Source organism: Akkermansia sp. UNK.MGS-1 (assembly GCF_000980515.1).
GTDB lineage: Bacteria > Verrucomicrobiota > Verrucomicrobiia > Verrucomicrobiales > Akkermansiaceae > Akkermansia > Akkermansia muciniphila.
On sequence record NZ_LBCB01000040.1, the window covers coordinates 60,682 to 86,425 of the forward strand.

The window sequence follows — 25,744 nt, forward strand, 5'->3', positions numbered from 1 at the left end:
CGCAAGGTTAAAACGTGGTCTTCAGGCCTACTTCAAACGTGCGCGGCTCTCCCACCGTGCACTGCACGGCATGGCGGGTGGACTGCACGTACTTTTTATCGAAGATATTATACACAGCCAGCCTCAGCGTGGCATCTTTCAGCCATTTGGATTCCGGCAGAGGGATTTCCACCGTAAAGTCGAATACGCTATAGGAGGGGATGGTGTAGTTGTCCGCAATTTTTGCGCCTCGGAACGTAGCGTAGTAGGAATCCTTGCAGCGGTAGCCCAGTCCCAACACCGTACCGTTCAGCAATCCTCCGTCAATGCGGTACTTCTGCCAGAGGGCCAGAGCATTTGGAGCAATCGTGGGATACACTTCCCCGGTGGTCCGGTTCTTGGTACGGGTGTAGGTGTAGGAAAGATAGGAACTCCAATTCTTGGTTATTTCCCCGTTCAGGGAAAGTTCCACGCCTTCCGCCCTCTTGGAGCCGTCCGAATAGTACCGGTTGGTATATCCGTCTATGGCAACAGGCGTATTATTCTGGATGATGTCAAACCAGGAAGCGGAAAACCACACCTTATCAACCGGGCTGACCCGGAACCCGAATTCCATCTGGTCCGTACGCCAGGAATCGGTCAATTCCTTTCCGTTTTCATCCAGATACCCGAAGTTGGGGGCGGAGGTACGGGCTGCGTTGGCGAACAACGCTACGCGTTCGCCGAACATGCGGGTAATTCCGAAGCGGGGGCTCCACGCAAACGCATAATTATTGTCCAGGCTGAAATGCGCGTCACCGCGAACGCCGGCCAGAAAACGCCACTGTCCATAACTGAGGACATCCTGCAGCAGAAAACCCGCCCTCTGCACCACGGTATCCGTCGCATTGGCGCCGGAATAATCGCGCCCTGCAGGGAAAAAAGGAGGAGGATTGTACAGGGAAAAATAGCCATTCGTGTTTGCGGTGGCATTTGTCACCAGGCTGGACCCGTCTCCATAAGTGCTGCTCCCCGTGTAAGAAACGCCCATAAGGGCTTCATGCTTCACCTGCCCGGTCTTAAATTCCGCCAGTGCGTTGGAATAAAAATTCCAGTTGATATTCCACTCGTCGCTCCAGGCGGCTTCATATTTAGCCTTTCCGGAAGCAATCATCTGGTTGTAATAATCCGCCGTGCTGGTTCCTCTCCCAGCGGAAGAGGAAATGCCCCAGACATTATAGTCCACATCGCTGTACCCAATACCGCCGCCAATGCGGATCGTCCATATCTTTTCCAGCTTGCGTTCGAAATCCAGCATCGCCAGCAGGGATTTGGAATTAAGCCTTCCGCTCGGAGAACCGTACCAGGCGTCATACGGCCCCACAAAATGGCCGCCCAACACAGGGATGCCCATAGTCGTCGGAGAATTTTGATACTGGAAACTGGTCGTCAGCACCGTCTTGGTGCGGGAATCATGCTGCCAGCGGAAAATGGGGGACACCGTGTACTTCTGGCCTCCGTTGGCTCCGTTGCTCAGCCAGAACGGGCGTTCATACTCGGCGGCTACCACCGTACGCAGGGCAAATCCATTCGTTTCATCCCCCCTGTACCGGGTATCGTCAATCGTTGCGCGGTATTTCTGCCCGTGATGGGAAAGGCGGGCGTAAGCCGTCAACTCCGTCCGTTCCAGAAAATCAGGCTCCTTCAGGATCAGATTGATGGAACCGCCGGCGCCGTATGCCCCGAGCGTACTGGTCTGACCGCCGGAAATGGAACCGATGGGGCCTTTGACAATCTCAATATTTTCTATCAGGGACGTATCCATGCCATACCCCATGCCTCGCGGAAGAGGCATGTTGCCGATCTGAACATCACTGCCGGCAAAGCCGCGAATGGTGTACTGGTCCGCCGTACGGGACAAAAGCATGTCCCCACCCGTATTGACGGAGGAATCCATACGCAACGCTTCCACCAGGGAATCGGACCCCTTGGAATCCATCAGGTCCCTCGTAATGACGTTTACCGTTTGCGGAACTTCCTCTGTCTTCATGTTCGTAAGAGTAGCGGAACTGACCGTTTCCGCCCGCAGGGACCTGGAACGGATGGTCATCACGCGTTCCGGCATTTCCTGCACGCTTTCCTCTGCTGCGGCGGGCTTTGTCTCGGCATAGGCAGATTGTCCGAAAACAAGCAGGCTCCCAATGGCGGCGGCACGGTGCAAGCCGCGCCCCTGGCGGCGATGGCGGGGGGTATTCATGTTGGATAAACGCATAGGGGCAAGTATAGGACGGAACAAAGAACCGTCCATTCCCGATTGTTAACAATTTGATAACAGACCGTTCCTTTTCCTTCCGGCAAAAGCGCATCTGATGGCAGAACGGCCCCGCCCTTTCACAAACCCAACGCCTGCGCCCGGCTCTCCGCCGCAGCCTTCAGCCATTCCCGCAATGCCTCCTTATCCCCTGCGGCCAGCCAATTCCTCACTTGTCCCAGCTGGGACAGGGCTTCATCCAGACGCTCCAGAACAGCAGGGGCATTTTCCGCCAGAATTTCAGCCCACATGGACGGTTCCCCCATGGAAACGCGGGTGGTATCGCGGAAACCTCCGGCGGATACCAGCCCCAGCAGCTTTGTATCCCCACCGTCCAGAGCGCTGTGGACGCACAGGGAGGACAAAGCATGAGGTATGTGGGAAATGCGTGCCACGGAAGAATCATGATCCGCCGCTTTCATCCGGATGCAGTGGCAGCCCACACGCTCCCAGAACCGCTGGAGCAACAGCAGCACATCTTCATGCACATGCTCGTCATTCGTCAGGATGCAGGTCGCATCCCGGAAGAGGTCCCCGGAAGCATGTTCCATACCCTGCTTTTCGGAACCGGCCATGGGATGGGAGCCGATAAACGCCACGCCGGCTTTCTTCAGCACGGAGCCCACGGCCTGGTGAACACACCCCTTCACGGAACCCACATCCGTTACCAGTACTCCCGGTTTCAATAAAGGAAGCATGTCGGAAACAAGGCGGGGCATCACGCCAACCGGGGTAGCCAGCACAACCAAATCCGCCCCTGCCACCACCTCCTCCATCCGGGTGGAAGCGGTATGGGCGGCTCCGGAAGAACGGGCATATTCCAATGGTTCTTCCCTCCTGCCCCACAAGCTCACGTGCACATGCGGCAACTGCTTCCTGACGGCCAGCGCCAGGGACCCGCCCAGAAGGCCGGGGCCGAGAATGGCGACGGAGGAGAAAAAAAGCTGCTTTCTGGAATATTCTCTCATGGATTTACAGGGGAATACATCAGCGCCCCGGAACATCGGCATGTTCAGGGGCGCGGCATGATCTCGTTGCGGCGGCCGCATCAGGGCACGCGGAACTTCTTAATCTCGTTGGGAAAGTTGGTGTCCCGCAATACCGTCCCGGAGGGATACGGCTTATTGGTGCTCCTGTTCAAAATCTTGATCTTCTTGGTGCGGTCATACGGGCTGACCACCACCGTGGGATCCGCCGTAGGCCACGCCACCGGTACGGAAGAAGAAGCGGGAGGTTCTACTGGCCTGGGGGCGGCAATGCCGGAACCGGCGGAACCACTCACGGGATTAGGAACGACGGGCTTGGGCACAACGGGAGCCGGAGGCGTGATATTGTTGGCCCCTCCCACCATATTGCCGATGGTCCCGGAATTGGTCCGGGCGGGGTCCGGGTTAAAACCGGAATTCTGCCCGGCCATCGGATCCAGAGAATTTTCACGCTGAATATCATTCAGCAGGCTATCGCCCTGGGCGCCCACAGCGCCGGACGGATAGACATTTTCCGTAGGATAAATGCCGATGGGGCGTTCATTCACGCGCTCCGTTTCACAGGAAGGCAGAAGAATTGCACCTGCGGCCAGCAGCACGCCTATCGTCGGGGAAGTATTCATATAATCTCTCTTCGGGTGATAGCTTTCTGCCAGCATCCTACGGTCCCGCAACCTCATGTCAACCATAAAGCCTGTTTGCCGAACCTCTTCATGACAAGGAATCTTCGGCTTCCGTCCCCGCACGCGGGCAAAGCCGCCCGAACAGACGCGCTCGCCGCATTTCTTTTACCCATCGGCAGCGCCGGAACAGCCCTGGACGGACTCAACAAAAGGAAGAGCCGGAAAACGGCACAAAGACGGAACAACCATCACTCTTTATCAACAAGCGCTCCAACAGGTACTCCTGCCGCAGCCTTATTCGGAAGAAGCCGGAGCTCCATTCCGTTCTCCAGCGGGAAGAGACGCTTCCCTCCCGAACATGCCGCGCCGACCTCCGGCCCTCCCCTGCCCGCCCTCTTCAAAAAACTGGAAAAAACGCTTCCCCCTCTTCCCGGGAACGCGCCTGTACGGGAACAGATTATCCTTCCCTACCCCCCATGATCTGCTACAATCCGCCCCACATGGATGACGTACAGACATCTAAGAAAAAAATGCCCTCAAAACAGGAATGGAGGGGATTTTATTCCCTGATTCTCATTCAAGCCCAGAACGCTTTCAATGAAAAAGCCGCCCAGTTCCTGCTGATTCCGCTGGGCGTCTGGCTGGCTTCCACCAACGCCGCATACGGGCCGGATTCCTGGGTCAACTCCCTCCAGTACATTCTGGCCTGCATCTTTGTTCTGCCCTACATTCTGTTCTCCCCTTTCGTCGGATGGCTGGCGGACTGTTTCTGCAAGGCCCGCATCATTCAATTCATGTCTTTCCTACAGATTCTGGTACTGGGGGCCATGCTTCTGTGCTACAAATACGAAAACATTGAAATGGCCGTTTTCTGGTTCTGCGTCTTCTCCGTCCAGGCGACCATCCTGAGCCCGGCCAAAAAGGGAGTGGTCAAGGACATGGTAGGCTCCCGGCAGCTGGGCTACGCTTCAGGGCTGATGGAGATGAGCCTCATCCTGTCCATGCTGGCGGCCCAGATAGGCATCTTCGCCTGGTTCGACATCCTGCAAGTCTCCTCCAACGACGGCTGGGAAGCAGCCGCTTTCCCCACATTCATCCTCACCTGCATCGCCGTTCCCGTAGCCATTGCGTCCCTTTACCTCCCGCGGTATCCGGCCAACCAGACCAGGAAATTCGAATGGAAGCTCTTTTACGAACATTTCGTGCAGCTCAAGTATCTCTGGAGCCAGCGGGACTTGAGGCTCAGCGAAATCGGCGTGTCCTACTTCTGGTTCCTGGCCGGCGCCCTGATGCTCATCTCCCTCCAAATCGCCCAGGAACACCCCATTGACGGTACCGGATTCAGCATGTCCGCGGCCATTCTCATGGCATGGCTCAGCGGCGGCACGGTGGTAGGCGGCGTCATCGCCTCCATCATCTGCCGTAAAAAAATTGAACTGGGGCTCATTCCCCTGGGCGCAATCGGCTTCACTATCGGGTGCATATTCATGTCCTTCTTCGCACCCGGCTCCCTCCCCAGCAACATCGGGTTCGGCATCACCGGAGCTTTCGCCGCCGCGTACCTGGTGCCGTTAAACGCCCACCTTCAGGACAACTGCGACCCCTCCAACCGCAGCACCGTCATCGCCGCCGGCAACCTGATGGACTGCCTGATGGGGCTGGTGGCCGTCGGCTTCCAGCTCATGCTCAGGAATATCTTCTCCATCCAGAACCAATTCTGGGTGCTGGCCGCCCTGGGCGTGGTCATTACCATTGTGGCCTTCCGGCTTATTCCCCGTGAATTCATCCGCATGATGGGCCTCTGGATCATGAGGATTGTCTACCGCTCCCGCATCATCCACCAGGACCGCATCCCGGAAGACGGCGGGGCCGTTATCGTCTCCAACCATGTCACCTACGGGGATGCGCTGTTCCTTTCTCTCATCTGCCCGCGCCCCATCCGATTTATCGTGGCGGAGGAATTCGTAGCCATCCGCTGGCTCGGCTGGATTCTGGAACTCTTCAACTGCCTGCCCATTTCCTCCCGTAATCCGCGGGAATCCCTGTCCAAGGCCATCCAGGCCCTGAAGGCCGGAGAAGTCATCTGCATCTTCCCGGAAGGCCAGCTCACCCGCACGGGAACCCTGTGCGCCGCGCGCCGGGGGCTGGAAATGCTGGCGAAAAAATCGCGCTGCCCCATCGTGCCCATTTACATGGACGAACTATGGGGCAGCATCTTCTCCTACTCAGGCAACCGCTTCTTCTCCAAGGCGCCTCTCCGCGTTCCCTACCGTTTCACCGCCGCCATCGGAGAGCCCATTGAGCCTGACGCCGTCAATCCCCGCATGGTCATCAACACGCTTCGGGAGCTATCCTCCACATGCCTGGAAATTGCAGCCAGCATCGGCAGGGATGCCATCCTGAACCATCTGGAGCGCATCGCCCACAAGCCGCTGGTCTTCTCTAAAAACGCGCGGCTCTCCGGGTATGAAATAGCGGAATGCCTGATGAACGATACCGTGGAAGCAGAGCATCCGGAACTCAGGAAATGGCTGTCCACCCTGCTGGACAGCACCCGCTCCCAAAGCCGCCTGTGCGACTTCTGGATGAACGCCCAGCAGCTGGAACGGGTGAACTCCCTCCAGCCCCGGGAATTGCTGCTCACCAGCATAGGACGCGAAGAAGTCCACGAAACGGTGGCCGCCGTCCTGTGGCCCATCCTCACCAGCACTCCCGTTTACCTCATCAGCGACGGGGACCACAGCATGCCGGAAGGCATCAGGCAGATAGCCGGTTCCGATTTCCTGCGCCGCAGGCTCTACAGCCTGGTTCCGAATACGCGCACGCCGTTTTATGACTTCAGCGGCTCGGGCGACCTGGTTCTCCCCAACATCGGCTGGCGGCCCTGCTTCGCCACGGACCGCGGCATTATCCTGGCCATGTCCATGAAGAGAAGCGTCTTCAAGCTGGATGACGGCACCGTTCAGCTCGGCATGAGGGCCAGGACAAGAGGACGCCTCCTCCCCGGCTTTTACCAGAATCCCCCTCTTTCCAACGTCATCGCCGGGGCCACCCTCTCCACCCCTTATTCCCTGCCGCCCAACCTGTACCTGGACGAGTCGGGCTTCCTGGCGGAACTCCAGTCTTCCAACCATGAACAATAACTCCTCGTCAACCCGCCTTCCCATCCCGCAGTATGTAATGACGCTGGCGCACGCGGCAGCCCTGCGGTCGGAGGACCCGTACCGCAAGGTGGGGGCCGCCGCCCTGGATGCGGACAACCGCGTCATCGGCACCGCTTACAACGGACTGTATCCCGGATTCAAGGCTCAGGACACCTTCTGGGCCAGCCGGGAAGAACGCCAGAAATACATGCTGCATGCGGAAATCAACCTGTGCAGCCTGTTCCGGAGGGGGGAAGCCAAGGTGGTGGCATGTACTACGATGCCCTGTACTTCATGCATGCAGGCGCTGTGCGCCCATGGCGTAAAGACCATTTATTACTGTGAGCCTTATGACAAATCCGAAGCTCCTGCCATCGCCAGCCTTTACGGCGTGGAACTGATCCAGGTTACGGACTATCCGCTCAGCCGACACTTCCCCCTTGTCCTGGACAGCTGATGCCCGGAAAATCAATCCCGGTGCACACGGCATGTCCAACCGGCCATGGGGCGGGGAACGCCGTCAATGGCAGGATCCAAATCAAGCCCGGTTTCCGTAATGGTGCCCGAAGTAATGACGCCCGCATTCCGCCCGGCGTCGTCAAAGGCAATGTTCACATTCGCCATGGTACAGGCGGAGCTGCTGTTGGCAGCCGGAGCAATATTCAATACGCCGGCATTCTCCCCGCTATTAAACCGGTACGTATAAACCCCGTCGTACACGGCTCTTGTATCCATTCTGATAACATCCACGTCCTGCCCGCTGAACTGGAGCTGGAATAAGATGCTTCCTCCCTCAAACAGGCTTACCTGCTGTCCGCTCAGGGAAGTGTTCCCGTCATCTCCGGACTTTCCCGACCCTCCTCCGCATCCGGACAACAATCCGCACACCGTCACAGGAATCAGCAACAAGACAGGGAACAACTTTTTCATCCCCGGAAAAATGCACAACATAAAACTATAAGTCAAGTATACTCAACTATTATTTCATTTTTCCAACATTTTTAACATCACAAAAAAAACCGCCTGTTTTCACAGGCGGTCTCAAGAAAACACGGAAGCGATTAGCCAACCCATTTCCAGGTAATGGGTATTTCAATATCAGGGTGCAGGCTGTGCTTGACCGGACAGCTCAGAGCAGCCTGTTCCAGCAGCTTCCTGTCCGGATAATCGGACGGAAGAGGAACGGTAATGACGACTTCCAGCTTGCCGATACGGCGGGGATCCGCATTCATATGCTTGGCCACTTCCACCGTCATGCCTTCCAGATGAATCCCCTTACGTTCGGCAACAATACCCATGATCGTGCTCATGCAGCCGGCAAGCGCCGCTCCTACCAGGTCCGTTGGGGAAAAGGACTCACCCTTGCCGTTGTTGTCCACGGGGGCATCCGTGGAAAGCGTGGCCCCGGAAGGTTCATGAACCATGGAACAATGGAGGCCGCCCTCGTACGTCGTTTTAGTTTTTACCATGGCCTTATTTTATACAAGGCTCCCCGCCATGCAACACACAAACATTGAATCCCCCCGTTCTTTATGGTAACCGCCTTTGCTATGAGAAACTTTTTGAAAGCAGCCGTCGGCTGCCTGGGCATGATCGCCGGGTGTTTCAGCACGGGGGAGGCCCAGGACTTCGGAGGAATGAGCTTCGGGGAAGCGGGAAACTTTGGTCCGCCCCAGACATCCGGTTCCTCCAAGGCCACTGTCACCTCCTATGGAGAAGCCTCCTTCGTCATCGTGACGGAGCTGGCGCTGCCGGACCACTGGCACGTTTACTACAAAAATCCGGGAACCGTGGGACTTCCCATGGAAGCCGCCTTCCAGCCTGTGCCCGGCTTCCGGGTGGAAGGCCCCTTCTGGCAAATCCCGGAACTGGGGAAAGGGCTTGTGGATTTTTACGGATACAGCGGGAAGGCTAAAATGGCGTTCCGGGTAACTCCGGAAAAGGATGCCCCCCCGGAAGCGATGTTCACCACCACCATGACGTGGCAGATGTGCGCGGAACAGTGCGCCGCCCCGGAAACCAGAAACTTCAGCGTCACACTGAAGCGCGGAGACGGGCAGACAGCCCCTGACGCGGCGGAATTGACCGGGAACATGGCAGGGCTTGCCGCCCCCGACTGGGCGGAAGGGCTGAAAGCCCGGATTTCCCAGGAAGGGAAAACCGTCACCCTGCACCTCAGGACAAACGGACGCCCCGTTCCGCAGGATTCCGTCTATTTTTTCTGCAATCAGGGGGAAATCAACCCTACCACTCCCCAAACCTTCAAAAAACTGGATGACTCCAATTATGAGCTGTCCATGCAATTCAATGACACCACGGACGGCCTTTATCCCAACAACCTGCCGGACGCGGACAAAGGGAAACCTCTGACCAGCCTTTCCGGCATCCTGCGCGCCGGCAGGGAAGGCATCATCATCACCGCGGACGACCGCCCCTTCTCCGGGGAATCTCAGGCAACAGCCGCCGGAACGGAATCCGCCCCGGAATCTTCCGCTTCCATCCCCGCTCCTCCGCTGATGGGCCTGGGGGAAATCATGTTCTTCATGTTCATCGGCGGCATCATCCTCAATGTCATGCCGTGCGTCTTCCCGGTAATCGGCCTCAAGATTATGGGATTCGTCCAGCTGGGAGGGGGGGAACGGAAAAAAGTGCTGGCCCACTCCCTTACCTTCGTACTGGGCATCCTGATTTCTTTCTGGATCATTACTGCCATTCTGATTGCGCTGAAAGCGAACATGTTTGACTGGAGCGCCCCAGCCGGCCCCGGCGTGTTCAGCGGAGACTTCTGGCTGGGCCGCGGCGCGGAGGGCGTTGTCAACTGGGCGTTCTGGTTTGAAAACCCCTGGGTGAATTTCTGTCTGCTGGGCCTGATGCTCGCCATGGGGCTGAGCATGTTCGGCGTCTTTGAAATAGGCGTCAAAGCCACGACCATGGGCAACGACCTCCAGCACCGGAAAGGTTATGCCGGCTCCTTTTGGTCCGGTGCCCTGGCTACGGTCATCTCCACCCCGTGCAGCGCTCCGTTCCTGGGCCAGGCTATCGGCGCGGCCATGCTCCAGCCGCCTCTGGGCATCGTACTCTGCCTGACCATGATGGGGCTTGGAATGTCCCTTCCCTACATCATTCTGGGCGCCTTTCCCGTCCTGACCAGATACCTGCCCAAACCCGGCGCATGGATGGAATCCTTCAAGCAGGCCATGTCCTTCCTGATGTTCGGCACCGCCGCCTACTTCCTCTGGATTTACATAGCCTTCTTTGATGCTGAAAACCATCCTCAGGACATCCTGTTCCTCTTCTTCGGGCTGGTGCTGTTTTCCATGGCCTTTTGGGTATACGGCAGATGGTGCCCCATGTACCGCAGCAGAAAGTCCCGCATCACGGGAGGCATCTTCTCCGTAATCTTCCTGCTGGCCGGCTTGTACTACATGCTTCCGCCGGAAGGAGCAGCCTGGTTCGGCCGCGGTTCCGCTCCCGGGGCGGCGGAGTCCTCCGCTGCCGCAGCGCCCTCCCTCCAGGAGGAAGGGAACATCTGGATACCCTGGAGCCCGGAAGCCATGCAGGCCGCCCTGGACGGAGGGAAACCCGTTTATGTGGACTTTACGGCCCGCTGGTGCTCCACCTGCCAGGTCAACAAGGCCTCCTATACGGATGAAGTGCTGGCCGCTTTCAAAAAATATGGCATCGTCATGATGAAGGCGGACAAGACCCGCACGAACCCCGCCATTGACCGGGAACTTAAAAACCTGGGGCGCACGGCCGTTCCCGTCAATGCCCTGTATCTTCCCGGCAGAAAACCCGTCGTCACCAGGGAACTCCTGTCCCCGGCCTACCTGCTGGAATTCCTGGAAAAGGAAATGGAACGCTAGGACGTCTTGTCATGCGGGCGGCAATCCGCCGCCCTCCCCCCAGGCCATGCCGGGCAGCAGGAAACGGAGAGAACTTACCCTTCCCCGTTCAACAGCGGCAGCAACGCGTCCGCCCATGCCTGATAACCCTTCTCCGTTAAATGGACATGATCCCTGAACATGCCCTCCCTGAACGTCCCGTCCGGCTTCAGCAGACTGCCGTTAATGGATAAAATGGTGGTCCTCGGAAGCTCCAGCCTGCGCAGCAAACGGTTAATCTCCTCCTGCCTCCTGCGCAACGGGCTGCCGGGATCGGTGCCGTAGGGAGTCACCTCCATCAGGATCAAACGGGTCTCCGGAAACTTCTTCAACAGGCGTACGGCTATCTCCCGGATGCCCTTCACCGTCTGCGCTGCGGCTTGCCTCCCCTTCCAGCGGCCGATATTATTCGTCCCGGCCAGTAAAACGCAATAGCGGGGGGAAGTCTTGACCGCCAGTTTCGTATCCTCCATACGCCACAGCATGCTGTCCGTCCTGTCCCCGCTCACTCCGAAGTTGACCGCCTTCATCGGCAGAAACAGCCTCTTCCACAGCGCGGCACCTTCCCGTTCCCAGCATTCCGTAATGGAATCCCCCACGAACAGAATGCCGCATTCCTTCCCCAGCAAATTTTCCCGAACCGCCCTGTAACGGGCCGGAACCCACGGCTGGGTATTCAGTTTGGGAACATCGGGCGGATCCGGAGCCTCATCAGCAGGAGACGCATACACGGCAGAAGAAGCAAAGGAGAGCAATAAAAAAACGGCAGAGAAAACAGAAGCATTCATCTTTTTCCGAATACGCGGCCCGGAAAAGCATTCTTTCCCCTGCCGGGAAAATCATGTTCTCACCGCCTTGCCCAATACCTCCAGAGGCTGGCCGGACAAATTCAATTCCTTTACCAGAAAACGGACAATCAGCAGGCTTGCCAGCGCATCATACAAAGCGTCATGCCAGCGGCGCGCAGGAAGCAACGCCTCCACGGAACAGGTCAACCCCAGGGCGCCGCACAAAGAAGACAGGGAATAATCCTCCAGACCGGGGACACACATCCTGCCCAAAGCCAGCGTATCCAGCCACGGACCGAAGCCGTGGCCCGGAAACCGCCGCAGGAACTTCCGTTCCGTAGCCGGATTATGCCCCACCACCACGGCCTGCCCCAGCCGGGAACGTATCTCCGGCCACAGGGAAGGAAAAGACGGGGCATCCGCCAGCATCTCCGTAGTAATGCCGTGCACCTGGGAGGCGGACCATAAAACCGGCTTCTCCACCGCAATATAGGAAGTCCACAACTCAGGTTCGTCCTCCAGGCGGGAACATGCGGCTATGCCTATCTGGACAGGCTGGTCCGTCTCCCCCCGGGCCGCGCCGGCGGATTCAAAATCAATGGCGGCGAAACGCAGGCCGCCGATTGTATCCGAAAGCGGAGGCATATCAGAACAACTCCAGCTGAGCGTATTCCCCGACAGGCATATCGTCGTCCATGTCCGTATTCTTGGCTCTCGGTTCCGCCAGCCGGGAGCGCCCCTTTTTCCTGGGGCGCGTGGAATTCATCTCCAGATGGGACAGGATGGCCTTGGCGCGGTCCACAATGACGGCAGGCATGCCGGCCAGTCGGGCCACCTGAATGCCGTAGGACTTGTCCGCCGCTCCCGGCACAATCTTGCGCAGAAACACGATTTCCTCCTTCCACTCCCGCACGGCCACATTGTAATTCTGCACGCCCTGCCTGGAATTGGCCAAATCCGTCAGCTCATGATAATGCGTAGCGAACAGGGTGCGGGACTTCAGCTCGTCATGCAGGTATTCCGCCACGGCCCAGGCGATGGAAAGACCGTCAAAGGTGGCCGTGCCCCGCCCGATTTCATCCAGAATAATCAAGGAGCGCTCCGTAGCGTTATTCAGAATCAGGGAAGTTTCGCTCATCTCCACCATAAAGGTGGACTGGCCGCGCGCCAGGTCGTCGCTGGCTCCCACGTGGCAGAAAATGCGGTCCACCAAACCGATGTGGGCGGCTTCCGCCGGCACATACGCTCCAATCTGGGCCATCAGCGTAATCAGGGCCACCTGGCGGATATAGGTGCTCTTGCCCGCCATATTGGGCCCGGTCAGCAGAATAAGGCGGTTTTCCTCCGGTTCCAGAAAGGCGTCATTGGGAACGAACACATCGCCGGAAACATTCTGCTCAATAACGGGATGACGGCCATTGACAATGCGCAGGGTCATGGAATTGTCCAGAACGGGGCGGCAGTACCGGTACTGCTGCGCGCCCTCAGCCAGCCCCAGCAGCACATCCAGATCCGCCATGGCGTCCGCCGTCATCTGGATATCGTCAATGTGGCGGCCCACTTCTTCACGCAACAGGAGGAACTGCTCATACTCCACCTGGCGGGAACGCTCGTCCGCCCCCAGGATGGTATTCTCCATCTGCTTGAGCTCCGGGGTAATAAAGCGCTCCGCGTTCACCAGCGTCTGCTTGCGCTGGTAATCCGGGGGCACTTTATCGTAATGGCTCTTCGTTACTTCAATGTAATAACCGAAGACGTTATTAAAGCGAATTTTCAGGGAATCAATTCCCGTGCGCTTGCGCTCCTTCTCCTGCAGCCGTGCCAGCCACTCCTTCCCGTCGCGGGAAGCCAGCCGCAATTCATCCAGACCGGCGTGATACCCTTCCCTGATGATGCCGCCCTCCTTGATGGTCACGGGCGGTTCCTCCACCAGGGCGCGCTGGAGCAAATCCACCAGCTCATCAAAACAGCCCATGCGGGAACGGATGCTCTCCAGCATCTCCCCGCCGCCGGGCAGGGATTCCAAATCATCCCTGAGCGCGGGGATGCGCGACAGGGAGGAAGCCAGCGCCTGAAGGTCGCGGGCATTCCCGGCACCCTGGGAAATGCGCCCCGTCAGCCGCTCCATGTCCCGCACATTCTTCAGGCTCTCCCTCAGCTTGCTCATCAGGTAGGGCTCCTGCAGCAGAACGGCGATCACCTCCTGCCTCGCCAGGAGCTTTTCCAGATCGCACAGGGGGTGGAGCAGCCAGTCCCGGAGTTTGCGTGCGCCCATGGGTGTGCTCGTCCTGTCCAGGGTCCCCAGCAGGGAAAGCTTCACGCCGCCGCGGGAATCCACCAGGTCCAGATTCCTCTGGCTGGCCTGGTCAATCAGCACGGCGTTCTCCGTGGCGCGCACGGAAATGCGGCGCAAGTGGTCCGTGGGGCGGCGGAGCTGGTAGCCCAGATAATGGAGCACCGCGCCGGACGCCCCCAGGGCGGCGGTCATCTCCCCGCAGCCGAAGCCGTCCAGGGAATGCACCCGGAAATGGCTCAGCAAATTGGGAATGGCCGTGGAAGGCAGAAAAGTATATCCGTCGTAATAAAGCGTGGGGTGGGTTCCGGGGAAGCAGTCCGTCTGCTCGTCGCTGACCAGGAGTTCGGAGGGATTGATGCGGGACAGCTCGTCCAGAAGCAAATCCATGTGTTCGAACTGGGCCACGGAAAATTCCCCCGTGGTATGGTCCACGCATGCCAGGCCGAAGCGCTTCTTGTCCCTGTACAACGCCACAATGTAATTATGGCGGGAGGAATCCAGCAAATTCATGTCCGCCAGGGTTCCGGCGGAAATCACGCGGGTCAGTTCCCGCTCCACCAGTTTGCCAGGCTGCGGAATGGTGGTCTGCTCCGCAATAGCCACCCGCTTACCTCCCTTCACCAGCCGTCCGATATACCCTTCCGCGCTGTGGTGGGGCACCCCGCACATCGGAATGCCGTGGCGCTTGGTCAGCGTCAGGCCCAAAATGGCGGAGGCCTCCTTGGCGTCCTCAAAAAACATTTCGTAAAAATCCCCCAGCCGGAAAAACAGCAGCACGTCTTCCGGCAAGCCCTTCTTCATGCGAAGGTACTGATCCATCATCGGGGTTGAGGCAGGTCCGGAACTACTCATAAATAACGGTGAAAGAGTAATCCGATTGCGGCTTCAAAGCAAGGTTGGAATCCGGTCAAGACAGGATGAGAATATCCTGCAAACACCTATTTCTTGAAACAGGATTAGTTCCTTCCCCAGCTACTCCGCCTTACTGCCCCTCTTCAGCAAATGCCTGCGAAGCGTCGCCCTCTGAATCCCCAGCAGTTCAGCGGCGCGGCTGATGCTGCCGCATTGCTGATAAACTCTCTCGCAATGCCAGGCCGCCACCTCATCCAGCCGGACAGGCATCACTCCGGGAATATCCTCACCCCCCGTTTTTTCTTCTGTTCCGCGATTCTCCAAATACCGGCTCAGCACATCCCGCCAGTTTCCATGCCCCATGACGTCGGCATATTTCAAAAAATTGGACAACTCCCTCACGTTTCCCGGCCAGGAATAAGTCATTAACACTTCATCCGCGCCATCAGGCAAAGGGACGCCCTTTCTCCCTCTCCACAAAGCATCCGCTATTTCCGCAACATCCTCCATCATCTCCCTGAGAGGAACGGTCGTAACCGTAAATTCCTGAAGGCGAAACAGCAAATCTTCACGGAATGTCCCTTCCTTCGCCATTTTCCAGAGATTTTTATTGGTGGCAGTAATCAAGCGCACATTTACCTCTACCTCGCTGGTTCCGCCCAGAGGCAGCAGGCGCTTCTCTTCAAGAATGCGCAGCAGAACACCTTGAGACTCCAAAGGCAAATCCCCGATTTCATCAAGAAACAGGGTACCGCTGCAGGCCAGCTCAAAAACCCCCTTCTTATCTCCGGAAGCTCCCGTAAAAGCACCCTTGCGATACCCCAGAAAAGTTGCCTCCAGCAACCCGGGATTGGACGAGGCGCAATTAAAAGAAAGGAAAGTCTGATTCCAACGGGGCGAATTGAGATGCAGGTGCACAGCCACACTCTCCTTGCCCGTCCCGGATTCGCCAAGAATCATGACGCGTACGTCATCCACGGGAGCGGCCTTGATAATCATCTCTTTTAATCGTTGAACAGCTCTGCTCCTTCCCTTGATCTCCCGGTGCCCATACAACCGGAACAAATCCATATAACGGCGCATGGCGGCAGACTCGCCTCCCGTTCTCCGGCTCAGCAAATCGTTTAAATACAGGGCCAGAACTTTCCTGCCATGATCATCGCCCGACCGCATTACCCGGTTGACAAATCCGGCTGTTTGGGCCAATTCCAACATCCGGCCATAATCCGGATCTTCCTGACGCCCGACTTTCGCCAGGTATTTCGCCAACTCCCCCTGTTTTCCCCAAGGGGCGCACAAGCGATACACCATCTCCGTAAAGTAAAGGTCGCAGTCGCCTATTCTTTCTTCCAGCAATCCGGACAAACAGGCCTTTTCCTGTTCCCCCATTTCCTGGTTGCTCAACCATACCACACGCACTCCCGACCTTCCCAGCGACTCGATTTTTTCCGCCAGCAATCGGCTGTTCCTGCCCAGGCCAATTCCTACCAGATAAATGACTCCGGGCCGCTTCTCCTGAAGCAGAACTCCCGCCAACACTCCCGCCAGCCCGTTCATGGAAGAAAACCTCAACTCCGTCCCCCTTCCTTCCTCCTTCTCTTTCAGCGCCACAATCGCGCCTCCAAGCAGGCAATCCGCATATCCGTATCCAACAATAATCAATGATTGTTCCCTGCTCATGACATCTTCTTCCTAAAACCGTTCCTGTCTGAATCCGCATCCCGGTGCATGCCGGCCGCTTTCTCAGACACCCGGAGCTTCCTGCAAACAACTTCATACGGACACCCCGGAAAGATAAAGCCCTTTTCCTGTCCCTCTCCCCGTAAAAAACGGCAATTCCAGAGGATAGAGAACGCCGCGGCACAACAGCACGTTTCCATATCAAAAGCGGCTATCTTCATCTTTATTCCCATTTTCAGATCTTCAGCAAATAACGTGCCATATGAAAACGGTTCCGTTTCCGCACCAATAAAGGAACAAAAACGGGACACGCCGGTCAATATAAAACCACCGTCTGGTCAAAAATAATCCTTCCCTTTTAAGCCAGCCCCCCTTCCCGGAATATAACGGCAGCCTTCTTTGGGCTGGCACACTTTTTGCTAAAAAGAAAACGATGCGCTTTCCCTGCCCAATAAAACGGCTCTCATCGCCTCGTTCCTTTCCATCCTCCGTTCCTGTCCAGCAAAGGATGGAGCCTGCGAGCGATTTCACAGGGATCAGCATCCAGCAAATGGCAAATCAACACCACCTCCGTAAAAGTAAGATAGCGTTCCCCGGCCTCATATTTGGAAACAAACGTCCTGGTATTGTCCAGCATCAGAGACAGCTGGAGCTGGGAATATCCCTTCTCAAGGCGCTTTTTTCTCAAAAACGCTCTCAGAGATTCTTCCTGAACGCTGTTGCGATCTCTTTGCATGATAACATTCTAGCTGATTTTCATAAAATCCCCCAAATTAGGGGAATAATTCAACATGCCGCTCAAAACACGCCGATTGATGAAAAACAATAACTCGCAGCACCCCCTTCGGAAAAACTCCGGGAGGAGGAAACGCCTCCCGGAGGAACAAGCCTGGGAGTCCCTTTCCGAGCATCTGAAAAATTCCATCATTGCCTCGGCCAAGGCTTTATCCGCGGAACTGGACGCGGAAAACCACCCGGGAACGATTGCCATTGATGCAAACAAACGCCTTGTTCTTCTCCCCTTCCGGGAAACGCCGGAACCGGGGATAGAAGAACATTTTGATCAAGTCTGCACGCTGGATAAACCGGAAAAAACGGGAATCAAACGTAACCGGCGCTATATTGTCGATTGGCACAAGCTGTTTTTCCCCTGCAAAAAAGTCAGTCCGCTTCGTAAAAAAATCTTTCGTGAACTTTTCACCGCCTCCGGGGAAGAACTATCCTCCCGGAACATCTTTCTCACGACAGGAAAAGGCGGGGAACATCAATTCATGGACTATGGAGAAATTGCCGTAGAGTTCTTTATCTTTGACCACAGCAGGGAAAACTCATCCATTCGGTATTTATCCGCCCTGGAACGGTGCGGAGCCAACTTGCACGGCAGATACCATCATGGCCTGACTCTCTTAGCCTTCGCCGCCATGTCCAAAAAATGGGGAGCCGTCCGTTACATGCTCCGGGCCGGCGTCAGGGGGGATATCCCCGGCGCCCCTTTTGATAAGGGCGACGCGTTATCCATGTACAGGGCCTCATTCCTGCACATCCTGGCTGAGGGCGACTGCCCGGGCAGACTGGCCCGGGAATTCATGGGAATGCTGATGAGCAAACACCCGGATACCAACCTGGACGTTCAACATCCCGATACGGGAGCTTCTCCGCTGATGGAAGCCTGTCAATCCGGGAATTTAGTCATAGCCCGGGAACTTATCAGACATGGGGCCGACGTTAACCTTCCGGACAAAAATGGGCAAACTCCGTTAATGTGCTGTTGCGGGGAACCGGCCACATTCCATGCCTCCCTGACCCAAGCGGGCGCGAATCCCTGGCAGCGTGACAAACTGGGCCGCTCCGCCATTGTTCATGAACTGGTTGACGCTCCACATCCTTACTCGGGACTCTTCGCCATGTTATCCCGCTATCCCGTTATCCCGGAGGAGCAGCAACTCATCACCTTGTTCGCCGCCATGCACGCCGGATGGGATTGTCTGGGCATCCTCGCCGCAGCGGGCCTGCGCCTGGATATGCAGGCGCGCTATCATGGAAGAACGCTGCTTCACGAACTGGCGAGATGCTCCTCCCCCTGGATCTTGATTTCCCTTGATAGCGAACAATTCCTGATGAACTTCTTTCAACCGGAGGTCATGGACGAAAGGGGAAATACCCCTTTTCTGGAAGCCTGCCGCTATGGAAACTTTTATGCCGCGGAAAGGCTTCTCAGGCTGGGAGCGGATCCGCTTGCCTGCAACCGGGCTGGCCTCAATGCCTGGGATGTGCTGGCGGAAGCGTTGGCCGGGATCAAACAACAAAAAAGAAAAAAGCTGTGCTCCTCTCGTTTTTCGGATCTTCCGCAGGAATATGGGCTGCGGGAACCGGAAGAAGTCCCCCAGGATGATGACGGCTTGTATGAACTGGCCCGGCTCCTTCACGCACACTCCATCCCGGCGCGCCACCCGGAAAAGACCATCGCCCATATCCTGGCGGCCGCGGAAAGACATACGCTGGAAAACTTCCCCTTCCGCACCCTCACCTATCTATGGTTGGAGGCGGGCTTCCCCATGGAAAAACCGGAATTGCAGCAGGACTTCAGTTCTTTAATTCTCCGGCAGCACGTTATGTATGCAACTCTTAGAAAATATTCACTTCTCAAGGACGAGGCCGGCCTCCGGGAACGCGGCGAGCGAATGGCCTCCATCCTCTCCTCCTATCGCCATGCGGGAGGCAAACTCCTGTTCCCGGAAACAATGGAAAGGAAAATGCATCTTTGGAAAGAAATAAGCATGACGGTGAAGCCCCCGCTGGAGGTAAGGACCTATCCGCAACATAATATCAAAAATAAAAAAGTAAAACACAATTAAATTCCAACAAAATCCCCTGTTTCGGGAGAACGCAGACTTGACTTTCATTGGAGAAAATTTATCATAAAAAAACTAAAACCATTAGATCAAAACAATGTGTTCAGAAAAAAATGTATGGAAAGTTGGTTCTAACTGGGGAAACAACGGAGAATCCATTCTTCATTTGTTCTTAAATTACGGTTGCGTCTTTTTTGGAGGAGCATCAGACAATGCGAAAAAAGGAGATTGGCGTAAAGTAAAAAAGGGGGATCTTCTGATCATTACAGAAGGAGAGACCTCAATAGCCATAGGAGAATGTCTGAGTTCGTTTTCCTCTTACGAAGAAAGCAAAATTCATTTTTGTTCGAATGATCGGAAATATATTAATGAGAACGATGTAGTTATCTGCAAAGCCAACCTCTTTTTGTTGCCCGAAAAGAATCGATTTCTGGCTAAATATGGAAATGATACACAAGAACATTTTTGTAGACACGCTAACGCTGCACCAGTGATCGAATCCTGGATGGAATTAAAAAATGAAAGCTCCAAAAACAGCTTTAAGCTGGATTGTAAAACAGAAGACCTTTCCAAATTATTTTCCGGAGAAGTCCGCTATCATGTCCCCATTTACCAACGCCCCTATTCATGGGGAAATGGCGAATTAAGATCCCTGATAGAAAATCTATCCGATGCCTTTAAGAAACAGGAACCCGTATTCATGGGTACGATCCAGTTTTCGGCGCCTGTTCTTTTAGATCCCGATGGCAAGAAACGTTCTTATGACATCATCGACGGACAACAACGTCTGACCACGTTTCTTATTCTCCAATGTGTTCTGGACGTTTTGACAGGAAACGATTTCAATAAAAAATTCAAAACTATCCTATATACTCATGTTAACAGAGGTTCCGCTCAAGAGGATCTGGATGAATTCTTTTCTGATTTAAAAAGTGTAAAAGATGTAGAAAGATTGGGTGAAAAAACTCACAATAAATATTCACAAAACGCAAAAGAACTCTACCGCCTTATTGAGGAATTCTTCTCAAACAAAGACGAATATGATTCCATTCCCAAAGATACATTAAATAAATTATCAAATTTCATCACGAAAAATATTCAATTCATCGTCATCGAAACACACGCGAATCTTTCAAAAACGTTAAAAATTTTTGATACAATCAACACAACAGGGCTTGATCTTGGAACTTCTGACTTGTTCAAAATCCGTTTTTACGATTACCGGACACATATCTGCGGAGATGATGATGATATTTTCAATAGAATCTCAGAAATTTATCAATCCATAGACAATCGAAAAAGGGATCATCCGGAGAAGCCTTCATTTAGTATGGATGATCTTTTATCGACTTATCAGCGTGTACTCATCGCAAAAAACGGCCTTGATAGTGAAGCATATCGTATGGGACATCAGATTTTCTTTGAACGACTCTTTGGTACGACCCTTCAGACAAATCCATATAAAGAATTTAACAAGTATAAATTTTCCCTGAACAAAAATTTGCTCACATTGGATGATCTCAGAAAACTGAATGCCTGTTATACAATTTCATGTAATTTAATTGAGGAAAATGAAACGTATAAAATACTTAATCATTTTATCTGGAAAACTCGCTATGGAAAGTTTGTTCATGATTATGCTATTATCGCTCTTTTCTTTGAACGAATAACTCCTCAACAACTACAAAATTTCACAGAAACACTATTCAAAATGCTCATACCGCCAAGTCTGTTCTGGGCAAAACAAGTTAACATGGTTATTAAAGATTTGTACGATATATTATTGCGAATCTCTTCTCCTTCCGGAGCTGATATATTTTTCGTTCTGAACGAATATACAAAAAAATACCGAGATTTATTCGAAAAGGCCTGCGATCAAGAAATCGCTGGCTACAATACATGGAAGCGTTTAGTTTGCCTCCTGTGTGAATATCTCCAGAATCCGGAAATCTCCTCTGCACAACTTTTCAATCAAGGAACAGATATCGAACATATTCAATGTTTTACAGATCAAGAAGACCCAGAAAAAATTAAAAATGAATGGAAAGAAGAGCTAAACAGGCTCGGCAATCTGGTTCTGCTGGAATCCAATCTGAATAGGTCCATCAATAACAAGCATAATAAAAAAGAGGAATGCTATAGACAAAGTGTCTACAAAACTGTACAGGCACTAGCGCATTGCGTTTCCTCCTGGAATAAAGAAGCTGCTGAAAACAGGAGAAGAGAACTCACCGACAAAATGGCAGCCTATATATTCTCCACAGGAACAGGACATTAATAATTCTTTCTGAAAAGCAATTCATTAAGAGTCACAGTGCCTCTGCCCGCTCCGATCAATAATTTGCCGGGGCGGGCATTTTTTATCCATTTCGGAAACATATCTTTTGCCTTTCAGCGTCCGGGCTCCCTTCATTTCCAATACTTCCGCGCTTTCCGGAAAAGCTGGCACGGGATTTGCCCATAGAAGAATATCGTTCAAAATAACAGAGCCCAATATGCCGGCAAGCTCAAATCCCCCAAAACAGGGGACTTTAATCTTGACGCGGAAGAATTGCAAAACTATATAACCTCCATATCAACTTTTACGTTTCCCAATGTTCATCAGATTTTACCGGCGTATTCCCCTTATTCCCGGAATCCTCTGGCTCAACATTTCCAAGGGAGGATTCTCTCTGACCACAGGAACAACCGGACGCAAAATAACCGTAAACAAACATGGAATCAGACTTCATCTGGGCTGGCCCAGAACGGAACTGGGCATCGGGCATTTCATCTCCTATGACGCCATCCAGAAATTGATCACGTCACTCAAAAACAAATAAACAACACCATCACCACCGCAACTATGGCAAACAAACAAGAAACAGACTGGATAGCCAGAATTATCAGCGCCATTATTTTTGCTATTGCAGTTTACCTCATTTTCCGGCCTATTTGTTATCTGTTCAAATCCTGGAAAATCCAAAAAGGAAATAAAACAATCATCCAAAACCTTCACCATAACCTGGGAGACTTCTGGTTAACCGAACAGGAAAAACAACAATTCCTTTTTCACACGGCCCAATGCGATCTGGCCGATAAAAAGATTAAAGAATTTTCCAGCTATTCTCTGCTTGTCCGTAAGGACGGTCAATACGACGAACGAAATCGAGACGGCAAAGAAGCCAACTACTACGCCGAACAAAAGGATAAATCTGAAAAGATAATCAAACAGCTTTCCCGCTCCCCTCTGAAAAAATGGAATCAATTCAATGATTCCCTGAAGGAGGAATACAGTTTGTGTACGGCCAATCTCCTCCTGTGGGCTTATATTCCGTTCCTCCTCGTCATCCGGCAATCAGATGATGGAGCAGGAATCTTTATTCTATCCATGATCTTTCTGGGATTGCTGCAGCTGATCGTTTACAAGCTCACCCTCTCGCTCGTCAAAAATCCGGCCTTTCCATTTACTCCAAAACCCGGACAAGTCACTCTGGATAACCTGAACGAACATACCCGCGGGGAAAAAAACAATCCTGCTCCATTTCCGGTTCAACCTCCCGCCGAGCATCTCGAATTGCGCGGAGGGTACATCTTCGGCAGTCTGGCCCTCATCATCTCTCTGCCCCTCGTCTTCATGTTCAGCCATCAATCCCCCGGCTCCCCTCAACAGATAAGTGCCCTACAAAACAAACAAACCAATTTAGAGAAAGGAATACGGAACGACTTTCAAAAACTGGAAAAAATGCAAAAAACAATCATCCGGAAAAAAGAATATCTTCTGACTTCTCCCTCCCTGCAGCCTGCGTCAAACACGAATATTTCCGCTTTTTAACATGCCGAAAATGAAAACAGCCAAACATATCAAATGGATCTTCTGGGGCCTGTTTTTCCTGTCCCTGGGGATTGCCTTAACCACAACCAAACAACACGCCCCCAGGCGGCAGCATACTCTCTCCGGGAAATATGAGAAGCTGGTAAAAGAACGCAGCCATATCCGATATTTCATAATGATGTCGGATGCCATCAATTCCGAATTGGACAACCTGATCACAAGAGGGAAAAGATGCACCGGGCGCCATCTTGACGAATATATTCAAAAAAACTGCATCACTCCCATTTCCTGGAAAAATCCCTCTTCCCCGCAATTCCACAGCCTTGATGATTTTCTAAAAAGCGCCGACGAGCTGCTTCAATCAGACTAGTTCTCTTACATCCGAAACTCCTGCCTGCGGATTCCAGTGGAAACCACATTTTAATCACTTCCAGCATCTTTTTCGCCATTGCTTACTAAAATCATTGATGACGCCGTCTTTATTCGTCAACAACGGTATTGAAACGGCATCCATCAAGGATTGGCTGTTCCGTAATGATTGAAAAGGAAGGCTCAAAGCGATTGATCCCGTCAACGCCAAAAGAAATAATCCAAGAATTTATTATATCAACAATACCTCAAAAGCAATATGAAAAAAATAATCATCTCACTCATTGCATTTACTGCATCTCTTCTTAATTTAGGATATTCCCAATTCGCAGTTCATTCCATAATAGATTCTTCAGGAGCTTATTCATTCAACTATTACGAAAATAAAAGTTGGTCAGTATTTCCACCTAATTTACTTATTGATCCTAAAAATAATAAAAATTGCACAATAGTATCTAAATTATGGGGAATGGGCGATGAATACAAAACTATCAAAATCACTTCAGAGTCAATAAAAGTAATAATAATGATAACAAAAGCTAAAACCGATACTAGACTGACTCATAAATATCAAGCAACCATCAGGATTCCTAAAATTAATTTTACTCTTCCTGGAGTATATATTCATGCGGTTGAATATAAGAATGCAAATAAAAAATTAGGAGAATCGTATGCTATTGGAGTCACAGAAAAATATGGATCTGATGATCTTAATATGATTTTTTCTAAATATCCTATTGAAATTATTTGCCCTGCATTGAAATATGGCCTGTGACGGCAGAGCCAACTCTAACTTCAAAAACAAAAAAATTAAAATAAATATAATTCAATCAGGATTCAACCTATGCACAACAAAAGATTGGGATATAATGAACTTAATGTTCATTCCACATTAAACCATCTGGAGAGGGAATTTCCATTTGGACGTCATCCAATAATTATGCGGGGAATTTTCTGATAAAAAATATTGGCTTTCCGCATCCGGCAAAAAATTCCCCTCCGCCTTATTCATTAGAAAACGCTAACTGAAATGAAACCATACATTACCATTCTATTCATTGCGATCGCATCTCTACTGATGCTGCAAGCAACGGACGCTTCCCAGGAATCCTTCGACTGGAAAGCGGCATTAAAAGAAGTTGATCCTTCCGATTTTGACAACTATCAGCAGTATTACGTGGATTTGATAGCCAATCCATATACTTACGAGGTGACCTGCAAATCAGGTGAACGCGTCATCAAGCATTCCTGTGCGGCGTTCGGATATGACTTTGAAAATAAAAATGAAGTCATTCTTATCAAATCTATTGAAATGGGGAAATACGGGAAATTCCATTCTATTGATTCAACAACAATTCCGCTGAAGAGCATTATTTCGATAACCAGGGCGAAACGCCTTCCCGATAAAGACCGGGAGCTCGGATTAAATGACGATTACAAAAATTATGACGATCCCAATACATATTATCAGGAGGTGCTCGACTCCATCAATGAAAGCGAGCTCTACCGGATAAAAGCCCAAATTGTCAACAAGGAGGGAATTAAAGTAACGAGAGTGTTTTATGCTTTTGCCTATTGCAAATCCTATGCGAATCCGGATAAGGCAGCCATTTTCCTGGATATCAGCGATGACTCCGTCGACCAAAAAGTGGCTGACAGAATAGGGATTCACATGGTCATTCCAATTGAAGATATTATTGAAATTCAATGTCAAATCGTAGGCAATCCTTAAATGAACAGATAATTTTCCCAACCAAACCATCTGGCAGCCCCGTTCTTCAATGAAGAAAACGGAAAATAAACAGCGCCCCATCCTTCTACCCCGTATCACCAGCCTCTCGTGTTTCCCCGCAAAGAAACACGGCTTTCCATCTACTCTGATAGAAAACATCCTCAAAAAGAGGTACAAACATAAAAATACATACTGATTACAACTATGAGTGACTATTATTGCGAATACTGCGGACGCCGCTATTCCAGCGTCCGGGAACTGACCGGCAACAAATGCCCCCGCCATCCGGAAGGAACAAATAAAGGATTCCATTCCCTTTACGAAGGTTCTGAAAAATCCAGCTATGCCTGCAAGTACTGCGGCAGAACCTATAAATCCATTCACGATATGTCCCAAAATCCCTGCTCCCGGAATCCCCAGCGGGGCGGCTACCATCTCCCGGCCCTTTAACTCTTG

General features: G+C 52.7%; 21 protein-coding genes. 11 read left to right on the forward strand and 10 right to left on the reverse strand.

Annotation, left to right across the window (positions count from 1 at the left end; translation table 11 throughout):
* Positions 1-7: 7 nt before the first annotated feature.
* The 3 genes from WW58_RS11755 to WW58_RS11765 form a co-directional block, all read right to left on the reverse strand.
* The gene (locus tag WW58_RS11755; protein WP_179219175.1) at positions 8-2,215 is read right to left on the reverse strand and encodes a TonB-dependent receptor; all 2,208 of its coding nucleotides are present in this window, start codon (positions 2,213-2,215) and stop codon (positions 8-10) included.
* Positions 2,216-2,349: 134 nt separating this feature from the next.
* On the reverse strand, positions 2,350-3,237 hold the full coding sequence (locus WW58_RS11760) for a prephenate dehydrogenase (RefSeq protein WP_046438006.1): 888 nt from the start codon (positions 3,235-3,237) through the stop codon (positions 2,350-2,352).
* Positions 3,238-3,317: 80 nt separating this feature from the next.
* Positions 3,318-3,878, reverse strand: coding sequence for a hypothetical protein (locus WW58_RS11765; RefSeq protein ID WP_094139648.1), 561 nt, complete (start codon positions 3,876-3,878; stop codon positions 3,318-3,320).
* Between the two features lie 476 nt (positions 3,879-4,354).
* Here WW58_RS11765 and WW58_RS11775 point away from each other — a divergent pair, with 476 nt between their 5' ends.
* A complete protein-coding gene (locus tag WW58_RS11775; protein WP_046437870.1) occupies positions 4,355-7,021 on the forward strand; it encodes an MFS transporter in 2,667 nt (888 codons plus the stop codon).
* Positions 7,011-7,478 (forward strand): deoxycytidylate deaminase, encoded by a 468-nt coding sequence (locus WW58_RS11780; protein ID WP_012419394.1) that lies wholly within the window; start codon positions 7,011-7,013, stop codon positions 7,476-7,478. The genes WW58_RS11775 and WW58_RS11780 overlap by 11 nt, the downstream gene beginning before the upstream one ends.
* Before the next feature lie 11 nt (positions 7,479-7,489).
* Here the strand turns inward: WW58_RS11780 and WW58_RS11785 are convergent, their stop codons facing one another.
* On the reverse strand, positions 7,490-7,951 hold the full coding sequence (locus WW58_RS11785; RefSeq protein ID WP_128153726.1) for a hypothetical protein: 462 nt from the start codon (positions 7,949-7,951) through the stop codon (positions 7,490-7,492).
* Between the two features lie 131 nt (positions 7,952-8,082).
* Positions 8,083-8,490 (reverse strand): OsmC family protein, encoded by a 408-nt coding sequence (locus WW58_RS11790; protein ID WP_022198369.1) that lies wholly within the window; start codon positions 8,488-8,490, stop codon positions 8,083-8,085.
* Positions 8,491-8,571: 81 nt separating this feature from the next.
* Between WW58_RS11790 and WW58_RS11795 the strand changes: the two genes are divergently transcribed.
* Complete coding sequence (locus WW58_RS11795; RefSeq protein WP_046437874.1) at positions 8,572-10,887, forward strand: protein-disulfide reductase DsbD family protein; 2,316 nt, start codon at positions 8,572-8,574, stop codon at positions 10,885-10,887.
* 74 nt (positions 10,888-10,961) lie between these two features.
* On the opposite strand, the gene WW58_RS11800 is transcribed toward WW58_RS11795, so the two are convergent.
* From WW58_RS11800 to WW58_RS11825, 5 genes are all read right to left on the reverse strand, one after another.
* A complete protein-coding gene (locus WW58_RS11800; protein ID WP_022198371.1) occupies positions 10,962-11,693 on the reverse strand; it encodes a GDSL-type esterase/lipase family protein in 732 nt (243 codons plus the stop codon).
* Positions 11,694-11,744: 51 nt separating this feature from the next.
* Positions 11,745-12,338, reverse strand: a complete 594-nt coding sequence (locus WW58_RS11805; protein WP_022198372.1) for a 3'-5' exonuclease — start codon at positions 12,336-12,338, stop codon at positions 11,745-11,747.
* Position 12,339: 1 nt separating this feature from the next.
* Positions 12,340-14,841, reverse strand: coding sequence for a DNA mismatch repair protein MutS (gene mutS, locus WW58_RS11810; RefSeq protein WP_046437876.1), 2,502 nt, complete (start codon positions 14,839-14,841; stop codon positions 12,340-12,342).
* 120 nt (positions 14,842-14,961) lie between these two features.
* Complete coding sequence (locus WW58_RS13670; protein WP_094139653.1) at positions 14,962-16,521, reverse strand: sigma 54-interacting transcriptional regulator; 1,560 nt, start codon at positions 16,519-16,521, stop codon at positions 14,962-14,964.
* A gap of 463 nt (positions 16,522-16,984) precedes the next feature.
* Positions 16,985-17,257 carry a helix-turn-helix domain-containing protein gene (locus WW58_RS11825; protein WP_022198375.1) on the reverse strand — a complete coding sequence of 91 codons (273 nt, stop codon included), beginning with the start codon at positions 17,255-17,257 and terminating at the stop codon, positions 16,985-16,987.
* Between the two features lie 55 nt (positions 17,258-17,312).
* Here WW58_RS11825 and WW58_RS11830 point away from each other — a divergent pair, with 55 nt between their 5' ends.
* The 8 genes from WW58_RS11830 (at position 17,313) to WW58_RS11870 (ending at position 25,738) form a co-directional block, all read left to right on the forward strand.
* Complete coding sequence (locus tag WW58_RS11830) at positions 17,313-19,376, forward strand: ankyrin repeat domain-containing protein (protein ID WP_022198376.1); 2,064 nt, start codon at positions 17,313-17,315, stop codon at positions 19,374-19,376.
* Between the two features lie 94 nt (positions 19,377-19,470).
* Positions 19,471-21,651 (forward strand): DUF262 domain-containing protein, encoded by a 2,181-nt coding sequence (locus WW58_RS11835; protein WP_094139655.1) that lies wholly within the window; start codon positions 19,471-19,473, stop codon positions 21,649-21,651.
* Between the two features lie 316 nt (positions 21,652-21,967).
* Positions 21,968-22,195: a DUF4236 domain-containing protein gene (locus tag WW58_RS11845; RefSeq protein WP_046437885.1), complete on the forward strand. Its 228-nt coding sequence runs from the start codon at positions 21,968-21,970 to the stop codon at positions 22,193-22,195.
* 23 nt (positions 22,196-22,218) lie between these two features.
* On the forward strand, positions 22,219-23,187 hold the full coding sequence (locus tag WW58_RS11850; RefSeq protein ID WP_046437887.1) for a hypothetical protein: 969 nt from the start codon (positions 22,219-22,221) through the stop codon (positions 23,185-23,187).
* 10 nt (positions 23,188-23,197) lie between these two features.
* Positions 23,198-23,557 carry a hypothetical protein gene (locus tag WW58_RS11855; protein WP_143247021.1) on the forward strand — a complete coding sequence of 120 codons (360 nt, stop codon included), beginning with the start codon at positions 23,198-23,200 and terminating at the stop codon, positions 23,555-23,557.
* Between the two features lie 258 nt (positions 23,558-23,815).
* The gene (locus WW58_RS13675) at positions 23,816-24,331 is read left to right on the forward strand and encodes a hypothetical protein (protein WP_143247023.1); all 516 of its coding nucleotides are present in this window, start codon (positions 23,816-23,818) and stop codon (positions 24,329-24,331) included.
* Positions 24,332-24,586: 255 nt separating this feature from the next.
* Positions 24,587-25,288, forward strand: coding sequence for a hypothetical protein (locus WW58_RS11865; RefSeq protein WP_046437892.1), 702 nt, complete (start codon positions 24,587-24,589; stop codon positions 25,286-25,288).
* Positions 25,289-25,492: 204 nt separating this feature from the next.
* Positions 25,493-25,738 carry a hypothetical protein gene (locus WW58_RS11870; RefSeq protein WP_094139657.1) on the forward strand — a complete coding sequence of 82 codons (246 nt, stop codon included), beginning with the start codon at positions 25,493-25,495 and terminating at the stop codon, positions 25,736-25,738.
* Positions 25,739-25,744: the final 6 nt, after the last annotated feature.

What these genes read in the sequence shown, in the direction of transcription:
- WW58_RS11755 (WP_179219175.1), bottom strand. Translation starts at nt 2,215, where the DNA reads ATGAATACCCCCCGCCATCGCCGCCAGGGGCGCGGCTTGCACCGTGCC.
- WW58_RS11760 (WP_046438006.1), bottom strand. Translation starts at nt 3,237, where the DNA reads ATGAGAGAATATTCCAGAAAGCAGCTTTTTTTCTCCTCCGTCGCCATT.
- WW58_RS11765 (WP_094139648.1), bottom strand. Translation starts at nt 3,878, where the DNA reads ATGAATACTTCCCCGACGATAGGCGTGCTGCTGGCCGCAGGTGCAATT.
- WW58_RS11775 (WP_046437870.1), top strand. Translation starts at nt 4,355, where the DNA reads ATGATCTGCTACAATCCGCCCCACATGGATGACGTACAGACATCTAAG.
- WW58_RS11780 (WP_012419394.1), top strand. Translation starts at nt 7,011, where the DNA reads ATGAACAATAACTCCTCGTCAACCCGCCTTCCCATCCCGCAGTATGTA.
- WW58_RS11785 (WP_128153726.1), bottom strand. Translation starts at nt 7,951, where the DNA reads ATGAAAAAGTTGTTCCCTGTCTTGTTGCTGATTCCTGTGACGGTGTGC.
- WW58_RS11790 (WP_022198369.1), bottom strand. Translation starts at nt 8,490, where the DNA reads ATGGTAAAAACTAAAACGACGTACGAGGGCGGCCTCCATTGTTCCATG.
- WW58_RS11795 (WP_046437874.1), top strand. Translation starts at nt 8,572, where the DNA reads ATGAGAAACTTTTTGAAAGCAGCCGTCGGCTGCCTGGGCATGATCGCC.
- WW58_RS11800 (WP_022198371.1), bottom strand. Translation starts at nt 11,693, where the DNA reads ATGAATGCTTCTGTTTTCTCTGCCGTTTTTTTATTGCTCTCCTTTGCT.
- WW58_RS11805 (WP_022198372.1), bottom strand. Translation starts at nt 12,338, where the DNA reads ATGCCTCCGCTTTCGGATACAATCGGCGGCCTGCGTTTCGCCGCCATT.
- mutS (WP_046437876.1), bottom strand. Translation starts at nt 14,841, where the DNA reads ATGAGTAGTTCCGGACCTGCCTCAACCCCGATGATGGATCAGTACCTT.
- WW58_RS13670 (WP_094139653.1), bottom strand. Translation starts at nt 16,521, where the DNA reads ATGAGCAGGGAACAATCATTGATTATTGTTGGATACGGATATGCGGAT.
- WW58_RS11825 (WP_022198375.1), bottom strand. Translation starts at nt 17,257, where the DNA reads ATGCAAAGAGATCGCAACAGCGTTCAGGAAGAATCTCTGAGAGCGTTT.
- WW58_RS11830 (WP_022198376.1), top strand. Translation starts at nt 17,313, where the DNA reads ATGCCGCTCAAAACACGCCGATTGATGAAAAACAATAACTCGCAGCAC.
- WW58_RS11835 (WP_094139655.1), top strand. Translation starts at nt 19,471, where the DNA reads ATGTGTTCAGAAAAAAATGTATGGAAAGTTGGTTCTAACTGGGGAAAC.
- WW58_RS11845 (WP_046437885.1), top strand. Translation starts at nt 21,968, where the DNA reads ATGTTCATCAGATTTTACCGGCGTATTCCCCTTATTCCCGGAATCCTC.
- WW58_RS11850 (WP_046437887.1), top strand. Translation starts at nt 22,219, where the DNA reads ATGGCAAACAAACAAGAAACAGACTGGATAGCCAGAATTATCAGCGCC.
- WW58_RS11855 (WP_143247021.1), top strand. Translation starts at nt 23,198, where the DNA reads ATGAAAACAGCCAAACATATCAAATGGATCTTCTGGGGCCTGTTTTTC.
- WW58_RS13675 (WP_143247023.1), top strand. Translation starts at nt 23,816, where the DNA reads ATGAAAAAAATAATCATCTCACTCATTGCATTTACTGCATCTCTTCTT.
- WW58_RS11865 (WP_046437892.1), top strand. Translation starts at nt 24,587, where the DNA reads ATGAAACCATACATTACCATTCTATTCATTGCGATCGCATCTCTACTG.
- WW58_RS11870 (WP_094139657.1), top strand. Translation starts at nt 25,493, where the DNA reads ATGAGTGACTATTATTGCGAATACTGCGGACGCCGCTATTCCAGCGTC.